14 protein-coding genes and 1 tRNA gene are annotated in these 16073 nt (G+C 25.8%); 5 read left to right on the top strand and 10 right to left on the bottom strand.

All coding sequences use genetic code 11. The features are described from left to right. Positions 1-4 precede the first annotated feature (4 nt). Positions 5-2104: a SurA N-terminal domain-containing protein gene (locus H0H67_RS02745; protein WP_185859245.1), complete on the top strand. Its 2100-nt coding sequence runs from the start codon at positions 5-7 to the stop codon at positions 2102-2104. Here H0H67_RS02745 and H0H67_RS02740 read toward each other — a convergent pair. Then, positions 2101-2355, bottom strand: coding sequence for a Sec-independent protein translocase subunit TatA/TatB (locus H0H67_RS02740; protein ID WP_185859244.1), 255 nt, complete (start codon positions 2353-2355; stop codon positions 2101-2103). The genes H0H67_RS02745 and H0H67_RS02740 overlap by 4 nt on opposite strands. Then, entirely contained in the window at positions 2352-5087 is a 2736-nt protein-coding gene (gene secD / locus H0H67_RS02735) for a protein translocase subunit SecD (protein WP_185859243.1), read from the bottom strand. Before secD ends, H0H67_RS02740 begins: the two co-directional genes overlap by 4 nt. A gap of 301 nt (positions 5088-5388) precedes the next feature. Here secD and H0H67_RS02730 point away from each other — a divergent pair, with 301 nt between their 5' ends. Further along, complete coding sequence (locus tag H0H67_RS02730) at positions 5389-6081, top strand: TerC family protein (protein WP_185859241.1); 693 nt, start codon at positions 5389-5391, stop codon at positions 6079-6081. Here H0H67_RS02730 and H0H67_RS02725 read toward each other — a convergent pair. The 5 genes from H0H67_RS02725 to folP form a co-directional block, all read right to left on the bottom strand. Further along, positions 6078-7208, bottom strand: coding sequence for a dihydrolipoamide acetyltransferase family protein (locus tag H0H67_RS02725; protein ID WP_185859240.1), 1131 nt, complete (start codon positions 7206-7208; stop codon positions 6078-6080). The two genes, H0H67_RS02730 and H0H67_RS02725, sit on opposite strands and share 4 nt — an antisense overlap. Continuing rightward, positions 7208-8239: a pyruvate dehydrogenase (acetyl-transferring) E1 component subunit alpha gene (gene pdhA, locus H0H67_RS02720; protein ID WP_185859238.1), complete on the bottom strand. Its 1032-nt coding sequence runs from the start codon at positions 8237-8239 to the stop codon at positions 7208-7210. Before pdhA ends, H0H67_RS02725 begins: the two co-directional genes overlap by 1 nt. Positions 8240-8308: 69 nt before the next feature. Next, positions 8309-9613 carry a UDP-N-acetylmuramoyl-tripeptide--D-alanyl-D-alanine ligase gene (locus H0H67_RS02715; RefSeq protein ID WP_185859237.1) on the bottom strand — a complete coding sequence of 435 codons (1305 nt, stop codon included), beginning with the start codon at positions 9611-9613 and terminating at the stop codon, positions 8309-8311. Positions 9614-9626: 13 nt separating this feature from the next. Further along, positions 9627-10421: a diadenylate cyclase gene (locus H0H67_RS02710; RefSeq protein WP_185859236.1), complete on the bottom strand. Its 795-nt coding sequence runs from the start codon at positions 10419-10421 to the stop codon at positions 9627-9629. Positions 10422-10444: 23 nt separating this feature from the next. Further along, positions 10445-11278: a dihydropteroate synthase gene (gene folP, locus H0H67_RS02705; RefSeq protein ID WP_185859234.1), complete on the bottom strand. Its 834-nt coding sequence runs from the start codon at positions 11276-11278 to the stop codon at positions 10445-10447. A 67-nt stretch (positions 11279-11345) separates the two neighbouring features. Here folP and H0H67_RS02700 point away from each other — a divergent pair, with 67 nt between their 5' ends. From H0H67_RS02700 to H0H67_RS02690, 3 genes are all read left to right on the top strand, one after another. Further along, positions 11346-11840 (top strand): nucleotide modification associated domain-containing protein, encoded by a 495-nt coding sequence (locus H0H67_RS02700; protein WP_185859233.1) that lies wholly within the window; start codon positions 11346-11348, stop codon positions 11838-11840. Positions 11841-11878: 38 nt separating this feature from the next. Beyond that, positions 11879-12637 carry a triose-phosphate isomerase gene (tpiA, locus tag H0H67_RS02695; RefSeq protein WP_185859232.1) on the top strand — a complete coding sequence of 253 codons (759 nt, stop codon included), beginning with the start codon at positions 11879-11881 and terminating at the stop codon, positions 12635-12637. 20 nt (positions 12638-12657) lie between these two features. Further along, positions 12658-12731: transfer RNA gene (locus H0H67_RS02690), tRNA-Arg, on the top strand. Between the two features lie 2 nt (positions 12732-12733). Here the strand turns inward: H0H67_RS02690 and H0H67_RS02685 are convergent. From H0H67_RS02685 to rpsO, 3 genes are read right to left on the bottom strand one after another with little or no spacing between them, the layout of a single operon-like run. Continuing rightward, positions 12734-13597 carry a sigma-70 family RNA polymerase sigma factor gene (locus H0H67_RS02685; RefSeq protein WP_185859621.1) on the bottom strand — a complete coding sequence of 288 codons (864 nt, stop codon included), beginning with the start codon at positions 13595-13597 and terminating at the stop codon, positions 12734-12736. 19 nt (positions 13598-13616) lie between these two features. Then, entirely contained in the window at positions 13617-15767 is a 2151-nt protein-coding gene (pnp, locus tag H0H67_RS02680; RefSeq protein ID WP_185859231.1) for a polyribonucleotide nucleotidyltransferase, read from the bottom strand. A 38-nt stretch (positions 15768-15805) separates the two neighbouring features. Beyond that, positions 15806-16069 (bottom strand): 30S ribosomal protein S15, encoded by a 264-nt coding sequence (gene rpsO, locus H0H67_RS02675; RefSeq protein WP_185859230.1) that lies wholly within the window; start codon positions 16067-16069, stop codon positions 15806-15808. Positions 16070-16073 lie beyond the last annotated feature (4 nt).

The following is a 16073-nucleotide window of genomic DNA, read 5'->3' as shown; positions in this document are numbered from 1 at the left end:
TAAAATGAGTTTTTTAGAAAAAATCAGAAAAAATACGTGGTTAATTTTCTTATTTATAGGGATTTCTTTAGTATTTTTTTTATTAGACCCTAATATTTTATTAAAATTTTTTTCTGAAAATTCTAATGTAATAGGAAAAGTCAATGGAGATAATATTTTTCTTAAAGAATATTTTGACAACATTCAATTTTTGAAACGATTTCGTGAAGCAGAATCTGATTCTTCTTTGAAAAATGATGTTTGGAAATTGTTAATTCATGAAAAAGTGTTAACCCAACAAGCAGAAAAATTAGGAATACAAAGCACAAAAAAAGATTTTTGGAAAGCTATAGAAAAACAATCTATATATAGTAAAATTTATGATTTTCAAGATGAAAAAGGAAATATGGATCTGGAAAAATTTAGATTATATTTAAAAAATTTAGAAAATTTATCAAATCCTCAATTAGAAGAAGAAAAAAATATTTGGTCTTATGAAAAAAATAATATTATAAAAAGAATTCTTGCAAAAAAATATGTAGAAATGTTGATGTATGGATTGAATACTTCTTTTATAGAAGCTGAATTAAATTACAGAGATAAAAATTATTTTTCTATCATTGATTATGTTTTTATTCCTTATTCAGAAATAGAAAAAAAATATAGACCAATAAAAAATTATGAGATTTATGATTATATTAAAAAGAACAAATTTCTTTATAAAAAAGAAAATTTAAGAAATCTTAGTTTCGTTATTTTACGTTCTCATGCATCTTTGGATGATGAGAAAAATATGGATTCTAAAATCAGTAAGTTATTTAAAAAATTTCAATCTTCTGATCATCATTCTATGATTGTTTCCAATCAATCTGAAAGACCTTTTGATTCTAATTTTTATTTAAAAAAAAATCTTCCTCCTATTTTACAAAATTTTTTGGAAAAAAATAATAAGATTGGGAGCATGTTTGGCCCTGTGAGAGAAAACAATATTTATATTATGGCTAAATTAACTGGAAAAAAAATGATATACAATTCTGTTTTATCCAGTCATATATTAATTTCGCACAAAGAAGCTATACGTTCTTCTAATCAAAGAACAAAAAAAGAAGCTGAAAATATAGCCAATAAAATATATAATATTGTTAAAAAAAGTCCTTCCCAATTCGATTCTTTAGTCATGGAAAAATCTGATGATTTCATTAATGTAAAAAAAAGTAAAGGAAGTTTAGGATGGATGAAATACGAAGAACAAAATGATGTAAAAAAATTAGATATTTTTTCGTCAGAAAACAAAAAAGGAATAATAGTTTTTACTGAAACTAAATTTGGATACCATATTATCAGAATAGACAATCAAAAAGATCTTCGTCCTGTGTATCAATTTTCTATAATCATAAAAACACTTGTTCCATCAAAACAAACGGAAGATATGCTTCATAAAAATGTTGTTCAATTTGTGAAAGAAAATAAAAATTCCAATTTGAATACATTTATTAATAATGCAAGAAGAAAAAGATACGAAACTATATTTCTAAAAACAGTAAAAAATAATCAATGGAATATCCATGGATTAAATACTGAATTAGATAAAGAAATCATAAATTGGTCTTATGAGAAAAATAGAAAAGAAGGAGATCTTAAAATTTTTCACACTTCAAACAGAGATTACATTATAGTATTTTTATCTGAAATTCAAAAGGAAGGATATCCTATTGAAGAGATAAAAAATAATTTGATTCCTTTATTAAGGAATAGAAAAATAAATAACGATTTGTCTAAAATGAATTATAATGATTTGGAAAATATAGCTATTCATTTTTCTAAGAAAATCAATAAATATTGTCAAATTAATTTTCATAATTCTATGATTGGTGAATACAAAGAGCCTAAAGTAGTAGGATATGCTTTTTCTTCAAAATTATACAAAACTTCTAAACCAATATTAGGGGAAAAAGGGGTTTTTTTTGTAAGATCATTAAAACGTTTTAATACATCTAGAAACCCTTCTTATTTTTCTTCTGAAGTAGAATTTTTAAATGCTTACTTAAGGAGAAACGTTTTAGAAAAATTAGGAGATGTATTGATTGGAAAATCTAGAATTAAAGATTATAGAAAAAATATTTAACGTTTAACAGAATAAGGGGGTATATTTTTCTTTTTTTTACTTTCTTTTTGAGAAATAGAAGTTTGTTCTTTTTGATGATCTTGCATAAGAATTTCATTTTTTATTTTTTCTTTAGTATTTTTTAAATATCGTATTCCTTCTCCTAACCCACGAGCTATGTCCGGTATTTTTTTAGGTCCAAATACGAGAATAGCTATCAAAATGATAAAAAAACTTTCTTCAATACTAATAAATAATAAAGAATTTGTCATTTTACTATATTTTTTTTACAAAAATCGTATACTATGGATGGTGCAATGAATATAGAAGAATAAGTTCCAATACTTACTCCAATAAATAAAGCAAACATAAAACTACGAAGGGATGTTCCCCCAAATAAAAAAATGATAAAAATTACTAATAAAGTGATAAATGAAGTATTTATAGTTCTTGTTAGAGAACTAGCAATACCTTTGTTAATAGTTTCTTTCATTGTTGAAAACATTGTTGTTTTTGAAATTTTTCTAATTTGATCATAAACAACTACAGTATCATTAATAGAATAACCAATTATGGTTAATAAAGATGCTATAAAAGATTGATTGATTTCCAGAAGAGAAAATTTTCTATAAAAAAAAGAGAATATTCCAAGGACAATTACTGAATCATGAATTAAAGATACTACAGCACCTAATCCAAATTGCCATTTTTTAAATCTTATTAAGATATATAAAAATATTCCTATTAAAGAAACGATAATTGATATAAAAGATTTATATCTCATATCTTTAGCTATTATAGGTTCCACTTTTTCGGAAGACAAGATTCCTAAAGGTTTATCTTTTTCTATATTTTTAAAATCCCTAAATTCAAAATGAACGGGAAAATAATCTTTTAAAGATATGAACATTTTTTGTAAAATTTCTTCGTCTACTTTATTATTATCTTCCCATATTTTGTATTTAGTTACTATTTTCAGTTGATTTTCATTTCCAAATGTCTTTACATTTGGAAATGAAGGCTTTTCTTTTTCTACGAATGTTTTTGATAAAATTTCAGAAATTTTTTCAGGGATTATTTTTCGATCAAAAACAATTACATAAGAACGTCCTCCAACGAAATCTAATCCCAGATTTAATCCTTGAAAAATAATGGAAAATATACTGATTATCAACAAAATAGAAGAGATTACATAAGACCATTTTCTTTTAGACAAAAAATCCAATTGTATGTTTTGAATTCTATGAAAAGAATTCATAAACATCATTTTATTACTAAAAATAATATTTTTATATTTTTTAATATGCCATTCTAATAATAATCTTCCTAAACAAGTAGAAGTAAACACAGATGTTATGATCCCAATAATTAAAGTCGTGGAAAATCCTTGAATAGGTCCTGTTCCAAAATAGAACAAAATAACTCCACATAACAAAGTTGTAATTTGTCCATCTATAATTGAAGATAAAGCTCCTTGTAACGTGTAACTGTTATGAATAGATGTGAAAATAGAAATTTTATTTTTTATATTTTCTTTAATTTTTTCATAAATCAGAATGTTTGCATCCATAGACATGGCTAATGTCAATATAATTCCTGCAATCCCAGGAAAAGTTAATACTGCATTCATGGAAATAAGAATGCCAAAAATAAATATTATGTTGAAAATTAAAACTATATCAGAATACAATCCTGGAATTGAATAATAAAAAATCATCCAAAAGAATACAAAAAATAAGGCAATTAAAAAAGATTTTACTCCTTTTTGAATTGATTCTCTACCCAAAGAAGGTCCTACTACATCAGTTTGAACAATATTCACTGAAGTAGGAAGTTCTCCTGCATTCAATACATTAACTAAATCATTCGATTCTTGTATCGAAAAATGTCCAGATATTTGAGACATTCCATTCGGAATAACTGATTGAACTAAAGGAACTGCATAGACCAAATCATCAAGCACTATTGCTATATTCTTACCTATATTTTTTTCAGTAAATATTTTCCATTTTTTAGTTCCTTCTTGATTCATTTTTATGTTAACGGAGATTTTATTAAAAGAATCAAAAGATTTATAGGCACGAGTTACAATATCTCCATTCAATAAAGTAGACTTTTCTTCATTATTTATTTTTACAGCAAATAATTGCAAATATTTATTCTTTAAAAGACTTTTAGTCCCCCATAAAAACTTTACATGATGCAAATTATATGGTAAAGCTTCCGTAGCCTCTATTGAATTCAAAAATTCAGAAACTACTTTTTGATGTTTTTTATGAACTAATCCTACTATATAGGAGGACTTTAAATTAGAAATATTCAAAAGATCTATAAAAGATTTTTTTTTATTTGATTTTCTATCAAAAAATTTGTTTATTTCGTTAAAATATGAGAAAACTTCTTGGAAATTATAAATTTCAAAAAAATGCAGTTCTGCTTTTTTTTCTAAAATTTTTTTTATTCTATCTAGATCTTTAATTCCAGATAATTCTATTAAAATTCGATTCGAATTTTTTATACGTTGTATATTCGGTTGTATAACTCCAAATTGATCTATTCTAGATCTTAATATATTTTGAATAGAAATAATAGATGATTCTATTCTTTTTCTAAGAAAAGCTTCTACTTCTGAATTTAAACTGTTGGAATCAATTTTTTCTATATTTAGTCTATTTCCAAATAAATCTGGAGAAGATAAACCAATATTTAATTGATTAAAAAAATTGATAAAAAATGATAAGTAATCTCCATTTGGATTTTCTTTCTTTTTCTTATCCGCATATTCTAATGCTTTTATAAAAAAAGGATTTTTAGAATTTTCAGAAAGTTTTTTTAATAAATCTTTTTCAGATACATCTAAAATTATGCTAATTCCTCCTTTCAAATCTAAACCTAAGTTTAGAGTTTTTTTATTATTTTTAAATACGCTGGAATGTATGTAATATAAACAAATTGCAGTCAATATTATGGTTGTAAAAATCGTAAAAAAGTTTCCTATACGCATTTTATTTTTCTAACGATTTACAGATTCGAATAGTAAAAATATAAAAATTAAATGTGAAATTGTTATTTCGCTAATAGATTCAAAATTTTATAATTACTTTCGTCTATCAGGATTAAGTAAATTAAATGAATCTAATTGAAATAATTTAAAATTATTCAAACCCTATAAATAAATATTATCAACATATTATGCCCGTTATATTGATTATATTAATGATTATATTAGAATGATGTTAATGAAATCGATATAATTAAAAGAAATTTACAGTAATCTAATGAATCTACAAAGTTTTTGAATAAAAATGAATATTGTAAAATCTATTACAGAAATTTTTGATCATCCTGTTTTATCTATTACCATTATAGGAAACCTATTTTTAATAGAAAGTATTTTATCCATAGATAATGCAGCAATGTTAGCTTCTATGATTATGAATTTAAAAAAAGAAGATAGAAAAAAAGCTATAAAATATGGAATTATTGGAGCTTATTTTTTTAGAGGATTATGCTTACTGTTTGCTTCTGCATTAATAAAAATATGGTGGTTAAAACCATTAGGTGGTTTATATTTAATTTTTGTGGGATTAAATCATTTCTTAAAAAAAAGAAATTTTTTATCAAAAAATTTAAAAAAAAAAGATTCTTTTTGGAAAATTGTTTTTTTCATAGAAATTATGGATTTATCTTTTTCTATTGATAATATTTTCGCTTCTGTTGCTTTATCAGAAAACTTTTTGTTAATTTTTTTAGGTGTATTTATAGGAATTTTATCAATGAGATTGATTGCTCAATTTTTTATTCAATTGATGGAAAGGATTCCAGAATTAAAAAATTCTGCTTTTTTCATAATTATTATTCTCGGAATCAAACTTATTTTTTCTTCTTTTAAAAATTATAATTTTTTTCCATCCGAAGGAATGTTTTCGTTACTCACCTTTTCTATATTTGCATTTCCCATTTTTTTTTCATGGGTAAAAAAAATCATAAAAAATTAAAATAATATGGTAATAGGATCTTCTAAAAAATTTCTAAAAGAATGAATATAGCTACTTCCTATAGCCCCATCTATAATTCTATGATCACAAGACAAAGTAATTTTCATTACACTCCCTATTTCTATTTTAGAATTTTTAATAATTGGTCGTTTCATAATAGATCCTACAGATAAAATAGAAGAGTTAGGAATATTAATAATGGAAGTAAAAGATTCTATTCCATACATTCCCAAATTAGAAACTGTAAAAGTACTGTTTTCTATTTCTTCTGGTTGTATCTTTTTTGATTTTGAACGTAATACTTTATCTTTGATTTCTTTGGATATTTGTAATAGTGATTTTTTATCTGCATTTTTAATAACTGGTACTATTAATCCATCTTTGACTGCTACAGCTACTCCAATATGAATCTGCGAATGAAGTAGAACTTCTTCTTCGTTCCAAGATACATTCATATCAGGATGTTTCTTCAAAGACTGAGCTGCTGCTTTTATAATAATATCATTAAATGATATCTTTTCTTCCAAAGAAAGTTTATCGTTTAAATTTTTTCTGAATTCAATCAATTTATCCACATTGATTTCACTAAATAAATAATAATGGGGAGCAGATAATTTAGAAAAAGTTAAATGTTTTGCTATTTTTCTTCTCATAGAAGAATGAGCAATTTTTTTTTGATTAACTTCCTTTAATTTTGTTTTTTCATAGTATTCAATATCTCTTTTTACGATTCTCCCATATTCTCCACTTCCCTTGATATTACTTATAGAAATTCCTATATTTTTAGCCATATTTTTTGCCAAAGGAGAAATAAATATCCTATCCTGTTTATTTTTTTGATATTTTTTATCTTTTTTTGATTTTGAAATGAGATGACTGATATCTTCTCCTTCTTCTCCTATAATCGCTAAGATATCATTCACACGTGTTTTTTCCCCTTCTTTCACCCCAATAAAAAGTAAAACTCCACTGATATCTATTTCAAAATCTTGAGTTGCTTTATCTGTTTCTATTTCAGCTAAAATATCACCTTCAGAAACTTTATCTCCTATTTTTTTATTCCATTTGATTACAGTCCCCTCTTCCATTGTGTCACTTAATTGGGGCATAGATATTATTTCTGCCATTATTCTAAAGTTTTTTTTTGATCATTACGATGGTGGTATAACTTTTCTAAGAAAGGATAATTTGTTTCGTTGTAAACAACATTATACATTTCTTCTAAAGAAGGCGTATCCGATTTCTCTGCAAATTCTACACAAGATTCTACTTCTTTTTTTACTTCATTTTCTATAGTGTTCAGATTTTCCATGGTTTCCCATTTATTTTGTATAATAATATTTTTTAATTTTAAAATGGGGTCTTTTTTTTTATATGAAAGAACTTCTTTTTTGCTGCGATATGACTCTGAATCTGACATAGAATGTCCTCTATATCTATATGTTTTTATGTCTAAAAAAGTAGCTCCTTCTCCTTTTCTAGCTCTTTCTATTGCAATAGAAGCGGACTGTGCTATTTTTTCAGGATCCATTCCGTCTACAGGATGAGAAGGCATTCCATATGATAACCCTATTTTATAAATTTCTTCCATGTTTGTACTTCTTTCTACAGAAGTCCCCATAGCATATTTATTGTTTTCACATATAAATACAACAGGTAGTTTCCATATCATAGCCATATTAAATGTTTCATGTAAAGAACCTTGTCTTACAGCACCGTCCCCCATAATAGTTAGAGTGACAGCTCCTCTATTAAAATACTTATCGGCAAAAGCTATACCAGCTCCTAATGGAATTTGTCCACCTACAATTCCATGCCCTCCATAAAAACGATATTTTTTACTAAAAATATGCATAGAACCGCCCATTCCATGAGAAGTTCCTGTTTTTTTTCCTAAAAGTTCTGCCATAACTTTTTTTGGATCTACTCCCATAGATATGGGTAAAATATGACATCTATAAGCTGTTATAATTTTATCTTTAGACAAATCCATTGCATGTGTTAATCCTGCAGGAACTGCTTCTTGTCCATTATATAAATGTAAAAATCCTCTAATTTTTTGTTTCAAGTATAGTGAACGACATTTGTCCTCAAATTTTCTCCAAAAAGACATATCCTTAAACCACTTGAGATAGGTTTCTGTGGTAATTTCTTTCATAAGAAAAAATTTATGAGATTATCTATCGTATGCAAATTTAATCTTTAAGATTCAATCTACAAAGAATAATTAAATTAAATCAATAAGGCTTTCCAAGGATCCTTTTCTGGAACCTTTAATGAGTACATAATCAATTTTTTGAAAGTAATTTTTTTTTAACCATTCAATGAATTCTTTTTTATCTATGAATTTTTTTATTTTTTGAGAAGTTTTTAGATTTGTCCTAAAGAATATATCTCCAATCAAGAATGTTATATTTATGTTGCTTTTTTCTATAAAAAGAATTATTTTTTCATGTTCATGATTAGAATAAAATCCTAATTCTAACATATCTCCCAATATAGCAATTTTATTTCCTTTCACATGATTATTAAAAAATGTGAGAGTTTCTATCATACTAGTCGGATTGGCATTGTAACAATCTATAATGATTTTGATATTTTTTTTATTCAAAATCTGAGATCGATGGTTTTTTGGAATATATTCTTCTACTGCTTTTTTCATTTTTTCTAAAGAAACTTTAAAGTATTTTCCAATGGATATAGCAGAAGCTATATTATATAAATTATAATTTCCTATTAGAGAAGAACTAATTTTCATTTTTTCAATATATAAAATTGATTCTAGATCGTATCCATCCCACAAATATTTAATTTTTACATCTGATTTTTTATTTTTTTTTTCCGAAAAAACGTATCTATTCATTCCTATGCTTTTATTTAATTGAATAGGGTCATCTCCATTTACAAATACTACTTTTTTGTTTTTTTTTAAAAAGTTATATAATTCAAGTTTTCCACGTATAATTCCTTCTATACTTTTGAATCCTTCTAAGTGAGCTTTTCCAAAATTAGTTATATATCCATAATCCGGTTTAATGATAGAACACATTTGATCGATTTCTTTCTCATGATTAGCCCCAATTTCCATCACAGAGATTTGTGTATTGATAGGCATGGAAAGTATAGTTAATGGAATTCCTATATGATTATTGAAATTATCTCTAGTAGAATGAACTCTTTCATATTTCTTGGAAAGAATAGCTTTCGTAAGCTCTTTTGTAGTGGTTTTTCCATTGCTTCCTGTAATAGCTATAATGGGAATATGACGTAATTGATATCTATGGTACATAGCTAATTTTTGTAAAAAGTATAAAGTGTTATCTACGTGAACAATTTTTTTACAGGGAAAAATTCTTTTATCATCTACTATCGCTAGGATTGCTCCATTTGAAATGGCTTCATTAGCAAATTGATTTCCATCAAAATTTCTTCCTTTTAAAGCTATAAAAATAGATCCTTTTTTTACTTTTTTACTATTTGTTTCTATTCCAGAAGAAATCATATATAATTGATATATATTTTGAATGTTCATTCTTTAAATAAAATTAAAGTAAATCTTCTTCAAGTTTCATTTTTAGATTATTAATATTGGTTATAACAATTCTTTTTTGATCTTTAATATAAGATATATAACCTGTTTCTTCAGAAATGACAAGGCATATAGCATCTGTTTTTTCAGATAGACCAATAGCAGCTCTATGACGCAAACCTAAACGTGATGGAATTTCTTTGTTGTAAGATACAGGAAGAATTGCTCTTGTTTTCACTATTCTATTTCCTATAACAACTACAGCTCCATCATGTAATGGACTATTTTTATAAAAAATACTTTCTAGAATAGGAATATTAACTTTAGCATCCATTTCATCTCCATTTTGGATAAATTCTTTAAGATCTTGATGTAATTGAATTGCTATTAAAACACCTGTTTTATCTCCTGAAAAAATTGCGCAAGATTTGACAATACTATCTATAGTTTCAGTTTTGATTGAAACATTTGATTTTTTGAAAAAAAGAGAAAATATAAATTTCTTAAAAAATATTCTGCTTCCTACTATGAGTAGAAATTTTCTAATTTCTGGTTGAAACACAATAATTAATGCTAGAAAACCTCCTTTGAAAAAAGCACTTATAACTATGCTAAGGAGTTTCATTTCATAAATTTCTACTATTTTCCAGAAAATAAAAGTTGCGATGATCCCATAAAAAATGTTTAGAGCAGCAGTGCTATAAACTAATCTATAGACTTGGAATAAAATAATAGCCACTAAAAATATATCTAAAATATCAATGAAAGAAATCTTCAAAGAATATAATAATGAAAAAAAGGATTCATACAAAAGTAATATAAATTATTAGTGAATTAGAAAATATTTCTGTAATATTGTACTAATTTAATGCATTCTACAGCTTCTTTGACGTCATGGACTCGCAATAATTTAGATCCATTTAATAGTGCTATAGTATGAATGACTGAAGTAGCATTTAATGATTCTTCATAAGAAATCTGTAGAATATGTTTGATCATAGATTTTCTAGAAATTCCTATTAATATTAAATGATCTTGATATCCTAATAAAGACAAGTATTTTAATAATTGAAAATTTTGTTCTAATGTTTTTCCGAAACCAAATCCTGGATCCAAAATAATATCCTGAATTCCATTTTTTTTTAAGTAAAAAATTTTTTTAGAAAAAAAATTATTGATTTCTATGATTATATTATTTTCATAGTATGGGTTTTCTTGCATATTTTCAGGTATACCTTTCATGTGATTTAATATATATGGAATTTTAAGTTTTCCAAGTAAAGGAAACATGTTATTATCCAATTTACCCCCTGATATGTCATTTATCATTACGACTCCTTCTTCAACAGCTATTCTTGCTACTTCACTGCGAAAAGTATCTATAGAAATTCTAATGTTTGGAAAATTTCTTATTATAGTCCGAATAGGTTTTATAACTCTTTTTATTTCTTCTTCTTCTGTTATAAATTTTGATTTTGGACGAGTAGAACAGCCTCCAATATCTATAAAATCAGAACCTTCATTTAATAAATTTTCTACGTGTTTAAGTATGCTAGATTCAGAATTTAATTTTCCACCATCGTAAAAAGAATCAGGAGTTAAATTCACTATTCCCATAATTTTTGGTTCTTTTAAATGTAATAAGGATCCTGCACAATTAATTGTCATTTATTAAAAACTATTTATTTGTAATTTATCATCATATACATCATATACATATAATAAATTAAATAACATGAATAATCCTTCTATTGATTTTATTATTCAAAAATGTAGAAAGTTATTTTTAGATAAATTAATAGATTATGATCTTTCATGGAAATTTTTGAAAAATTCTTCTATAATAGATCAAATTCTCATTAAAGTAGTTCGTATAAAAAATATTCAATCAAAAGGATATCAAGAAATTAAAGAAGAAAAAATAACAGATACATATATGGATATTATAAATTATATAATAATTATATTAATTAAATTGGATGTTTTTTTTATATTGAATTTTAATAAGATATCATATCGTGATGTTATTTTTATTTATAATCAAAAATTTGAAAAAATCAAAAATTATCTTCATAAAGACTTCAAAAATAAGATGTTTTCTATTAACAATATTTTAGAAAACATTTTATACTTAAAAAAAAATGAAGAAAAAGTTGCATTCAAAAAATTAGAAATTTTTTATTTCAAAATGTTAATTGAAACTATTTTTTTGTTGAAAAAAAATTATTGATCCAAAAATGTTTATATTTTATATAATTCTATTATCAAATGAGGAAAAAGATTATCATTGCAAATTGGAAAATGAATCATGATTTTCATGAAACTAGTTTTTTTCTTAGGAATTTTTTAAAAATTATTTTCGAGAAAAAAATAAATCATAACAAAGAAATCATTATTGCTCCTTCTTTTCCTTTTTTACATATTTCAAATCAGATTTCACAAGGAACTACTTTGAAGATTGCTGCTCAAAATATCCATCAAATGGAAAAAGGTTCATATACAGGTGAAGTATCAGCTTCTATGTTAAAATCTATAGGAATTACTAAAGTAATATTAGGACATAGTGAACGTAGAGAGTTATATTTCGAGAATAATGATATCTTATTCGAAAAAATAAAAATAGCATTAAAATATGGATTAAATATCATTTTTTGTGTAGGAGAAACAGCTATTGAAAGAGATCAAAATCAACAATTTAACATTGTTAAAAATCAATTGAAAGAAACTGTTTTTCATTGTTCTCGAGATGAAATTAGATTTTTCTATATAGCATATGAACCAGTATGGGCTATTGGAACAGGAAAAAATGCTACATATGAACAAGCTCAAACAATGCATGAATTCATTCGATCTTTATTTTTAGAAAAATATGGAGAAAGGGTTTCAGATAAAATTCCCATTTTGTATGGAGGTAGTATAAATAATCTTAATGCAAGAGATCTTTTTTTACAAAAAGACATAGATGGAGGTCTTGTAGGAAATTATTCTCTTAAAATCGATAATTTCTTAGAAATTATTCAATCTTGATATATATTTGTTTTTTTATAGGCCTCGTAGCTTAATCGGATAGAGCATCTGACTACGGATCAGAAGGTTATGGGTTCGAATCCCTTCGAGGTCGTGTTAACCTAAATAAGGTTTAAGAATTTTGCTTCTAGAAGAATGTTTGAGTCTTTTTAGGGCAATGCTTTCTATTTGTCTTACTCTTTCTCTTGTTAAATCGCAAGATTGTCCGACTTCTTCTAAAGTCATTGGAGGAGATCCATTTAATCCAAAATGTAAAATAATAACACGACGTTCTCTTTCGCTTAAGGTTTCTAAAATTCTTTTGATGTCTTTACGGAGAGATTCTTTTTCCAAATGTTCGTCTGGACGAGGAGATTCATCGGATCTTACCAAATCATATAGATTGGAATCTTCTCCTTCTATTAAAGGTGCGTCCATAGAAACATGTCTTCCTGAATTTTTGATAGATTCTTCGACATCTTTTTCATTCATATTCAGATATTCTGCTATTTCTCTGGCAGAAGGAGTTCTTTGCAATTCTTGTTCTAATTGGGCAAGAGTTTTTAAAATTTTATTTAGTAAAGCTAATTTGTTTGTGGGTTGTCTAATAGAACGTGATTGTTCAGCTATGGCTTGTAAAATCGCTTGTCTTATCCACCAGACAACATAAGATATACATTTAAATCCTCTTGTTTCATCAAAGCGTAATATTCCTTTTATCAAACCTAAATTTCCTTCATTAATTAAATCACATAAACTTAATCCTTGATTTTGGTATTGTTTAGCAACAGAAACTACAAAACGTAAATTTGCATTTACAAGTTTATCTATAGCAGAAGAATCTCCTTCTCTTGCTCTACGAGCATATTCTACTTCTTCTTCTGGCGTTAATAATGGAATTTTTCCTATTTCATGAAGGTATTTATCCAATGATTCAGATTCACGATTTGTTACTTGTTTAGTAATTTTAAGTTGTCTCATAGTTCTATCATATTTTTTTTTAATCATTCCTTTTTCCTGGACGAGGTAAAAGTACTTTTCTAGAAAGTTTCATTTTTTTATTTTTTTCATCCATTCCCATAAATTTTACATCAATAATGTCACCAATATGTAACTCTTCTTCTATATGATTCAATCTTTTCCATCTTATTTCTGAAATATGTAGTAATCCTTCTACACCTTTAGCTATTTCAACAAAAGCTCCAAAATATTTTATAGATTTCACTTTTGCTTTATAAACTTTTCCTAATTCTGGAACAAAAGTAATTTGTTTAATTCTGTCAATAGCTTTTTCTATTTTTTCATAATCTTTACCGACAATTTCAATGTAACCAAAATCTCCTTTTTCTTCAATTAGTATGTTAGTGTTTGTGTATGATTGTATTTCTTGAATCACTTTTCCTCCCGGACCTATAACTGATCCAATGAAATCTTTGGGAATATTAAAAGTGTATATTTTTGGAGCATTAGGTTTCATTTTTTCCCTATATTTTGGTAAGACTTTTAACATTTTTTTTAAAATAAAAATGCGTCCTTCTAAAGCTTGCATCAAAATTTGATTTAAAAGATCATATGTTAACCCCTGTATTTTTTTGACATCCATTTGACATGCTGTAATTCCATATTGGGTCCCCGTTATTTTAAAATCTAAATCTCCAAAGTGGTCTTCCTCACCCATTATATCCGATATAATAATTTTTTTTTCATTTTCCATAAATAATCCCATTGCAATGCCAGAAACTGGATTTTTAATAGAAATTCCAGCATCCATCAAAGCTAAACTTGCAGCACAAACTGTAGCCATAGAAGAAGATCCATTAGATTCTAAAATGTCTGATACAACGCGTATCGTATATGGATTATCAGGTATAATATTTTTCAATGCACGTTGAGCTAAATTACCATGACCAACTTCACGTCTAGAAACGCCTCTTATTGAACGTATTTCTCCTGTTGAAAAAGGTGGAAAATTGTAATGTAAATAAAATTTTTCCTGATTTTCCATAACAACATTATCTATTTTATTAGCATCTAAAGATGATCCTAAAGTGACTGTTGTGAGGGATTGAGTTTCTCCTCTAGAAAATAGAGCAGAACCATGGACTCCTGGTAAGTAATCGACAATACTCCATATTGTACGGATTTGTTTATTAGTTCTACCATCCAATCGAATTCCTTTTTCTAAAATCAAATTTCTAGTTACTTTTTTTTTAATTTCTTCATAAAATTGATCAATGATAGTTTCTTTTTTTTCTATTTTTTCTTCTGTTAAAAATTTTTTCTTGAAATTATTTAAGATTATTTTTTCTTGAATAGACCTAGTTTTTTTGTCTAAAAAATTATTGTAAATTTTTTCAATTTTTTCGTAAGAAAAAGAAAAAAGTTCTTTTTTGAAAGATTCATTTTCTAATTTTTCTTTTTTTGATTCTTGATCTTTAAGATCTTCAAAAAAAAAGAAATTATTTTTGGATAATTTTTCAGATAAACGTATTTGAGCTTCTATCTGAGGTTTAATTGCTTCATGAGCTTTAATTATAGTATTCAAAAATTCACTTTCTTTTATTTCTTTCATTTCTCCTTCTATCATTATAATAGAGTTAATAGAAGCTCCTACTATCAAATCTATATCTGCTTCTTTCAATTGATCTAAACTTGGATTAATAATAAATTTTCGTTTCAAACGTATAATACGTATCTCTGATATAGGACCGTTGAAAGGAATTCCTGCTACAGATAAAGCTGTTGATGCAGCTAATCCAGCTAATCCATCCGGTAAAACCGTTTTATCATATGACAATAAAGAAATCATAATTTGTATTTCGTTTTTGAACCATTCTGGAAATGTAGGTCTCAAAACACGATCTACTAATCTCATTGTTAATATTTCTTCATCGGAAGGTCTTCCTTCCCTTTTTATAAAACCGCCAGGAATTTTTCCACCTGCCGAATATTTTTCTCTATAATCTACTGTTAAAGGGAAAAAATTTGTTTCATTTTTTATTTCTTTGGAAACAACTACAGTAGCCAATAGCATTGTATCTCCTAAACGTACTATAGCAGCTCCATCTGCTTGTCTAGCTAACTCTCCTGTTTCAATAATGATAGTACGACCATCTTTAAGAGATATGGTTTCTTTAACTATATCTGGCATATTTTATTTTTTTCTATCTAAAGAAAAGAAATACTATTTCATTTTCTCAATCCTAGATGTTTAATTATTTTTTTATAATTATTAATGTCACGTTTTTCTATATATTTTAATAATTTTTTTCTTTTACCCACTAATTTTACCAAAGCTCTTTCTGTATTAAAATCTTTTTTATTGTTTTTAAGATGATTGCTTAAATGGTTAATACGGTAAGTGAACAAGGCTACTTGTCCTTTTGAAGAACCTGTATCGTAAACAGATGTTCCATATATTTTGAATATTTCTTTTTTTTTTTCTGCAGTCATAATG

Source organism: Blattabacterium cuenoti (assembly GCF_014251575.1).
Classification (GTDB): Bacteria; Bacteroidota; Bacteroidia; order Flavobacteriales; family Blattabacteriaceae; genus Blattabacterium; species Blattabacterium cuenoti_N.
Note: the sequence above shows the minus strand (reverse complement) of the source record. Positions and strands in the feature narration are given on the sequence as shown.

Coding starts and splice junctions, on each gene's coding strand:
- H0H67_RS02745 (WP_185859245.1), top strand. CDS start 5: ATGAGTTTTTTAGAAAAAATCAGAAAAAATACGTGGTTAATTTTCTTA.
- H0H67_RS02740 (WP_185859244.1), bottom strand. CDS start 2,355: ATGACAAATTCTTTATTATTTATTAGTATTGAAGAAAGTTTTTTTATC.
- secD (WP_185859243.1), bottom strand. CDS start 5,087: ATGCGTATAGGAAACTTTTTTACGATTTTTACAACCATAATATTGACT.
- H0H67_RS02730 (WP_185859241.1), top strand. CDS start 5,389: ATGAATATTGTAAAATCTATTACAGAAATTTTTGATCATCCTGTTTTA.
- H0H67_RS02725 (WP_185859240.1), bottom strand. CDS start 7,208: ATGGCAGAAATAATATCTATGCCCCAATTAAGTGACACAATGGAAGAG.
- pdhA (WP_185859238.1), bottom strand. CDS start 8,239: ATGAAAGAAATTACCACAGAAACCTATCTCAAGTGGTTTAAGGATATG.
- H0H67_RS02715 (WP_185859237.1), bottom strand. CDS start 9,613: ATGAACATTCAAAATATATATCAATTATATATGATTTCTTCTGGAATA.
- folP (WP_185859234.1), bottom strand. CDS start 11,278: ATGACAATTAATTGTGCAGGATCCTTATTACATTTAAAAGAACCAAAA.
- H0H67_RS02700 (WP_185859233.1), top strand. CDS start 11,346: ATGAATAATCCTTCTATTGATTTTATTATTCAAAAATGTAGAAAGTTA.
- tpiA (WP_185859232.1), top strand. CDS start 11,879: ATGAGGAAAAAGATTATCATTGCAAATTGGAAAATGAATCATGATTTT.
- H0H67_RS02685 (WP_185859621.1), bottom strand. CDS start 13,597: ATGAGACAACTTAAAATTACTAAACAAGTAACAAATCGTGAATCTGAA.
- pnp (WP_185859231.1), bottom strand. CDS start 15,767: ATGCCAGATATAGTTAAAGAAACCATATCTCTTAAAGATGGTCGTACT.
- rpsO (WP_185859230.1), bottom strand. CDS start 16,069: ATGACTGCAGAAAAAAAAAAAGAAATATTCAAAATATATGGAACATCT.